Raw genomic sequence first — 506 nt, forward strand, 5'->3', positions numbered from 1 at the left:
GTTTTCTGTTGTTATCCTGTCCATTATTTCAGGCACATTAGAGTTCAGGTTTGAAACTTCTGATGCAATAGCATTTCCTGCTTCATCGAGCGGTGTTTCAGTAGGTCTGATGAGTTCTTGTATGTCCAAATCTATTCTAGCAAGTTGTGCTTCAAGACGCTCTTTCAAATAACCATCTTTTGCAGCAGCAATCTGTTGTAGCAGTTTACCACGTTTTGTTTTAGCTACGATTTGGAAGTTTGCAGCAGTCTTAACTTGATTTCTTAGTTCTGCACCAGATGCTCTGATCTTTGGAGAACCAATAATTCTTTCACCTTTTTTGACATACTGGAATGAGAACACTCCTTTATAATACTCAGGTGTGTAACCAGCTTTGGCAAAGTTTGGAGCCACGTTTTCAACGAAGTCAATGATCTGTCTGCTGGCTTGGTCTGATAACTGGTTTTCAAACAGTGTTTTGAATGTGTCATTATAGACTTGTTTGAATGAACCAAATTCTTCATAGT

1 protein-coding gene is annotated in these 506 nt (G+C 38.5%); it reads right to left on the reverse strand.

Features of this window, described 5'->3' with window-relative positions; all coding sequences use genetic code 11:
• Window positions 1-506 (reverse strand): hypothetical protein (locus tag N1032_RS28110; protein ID WP_259544043.1); only part of this gene is annotated, 506 nt, incomplete at both ends.

Source organism: Herbiconiux daphne (assembly GCF_024979295.1).
GTDB lineage: Bacteria > Actinomycetota > Actinomycetes > Actinomycetales > Microbacteriaceae > Herbiconiux > Herbiconiux daphnes.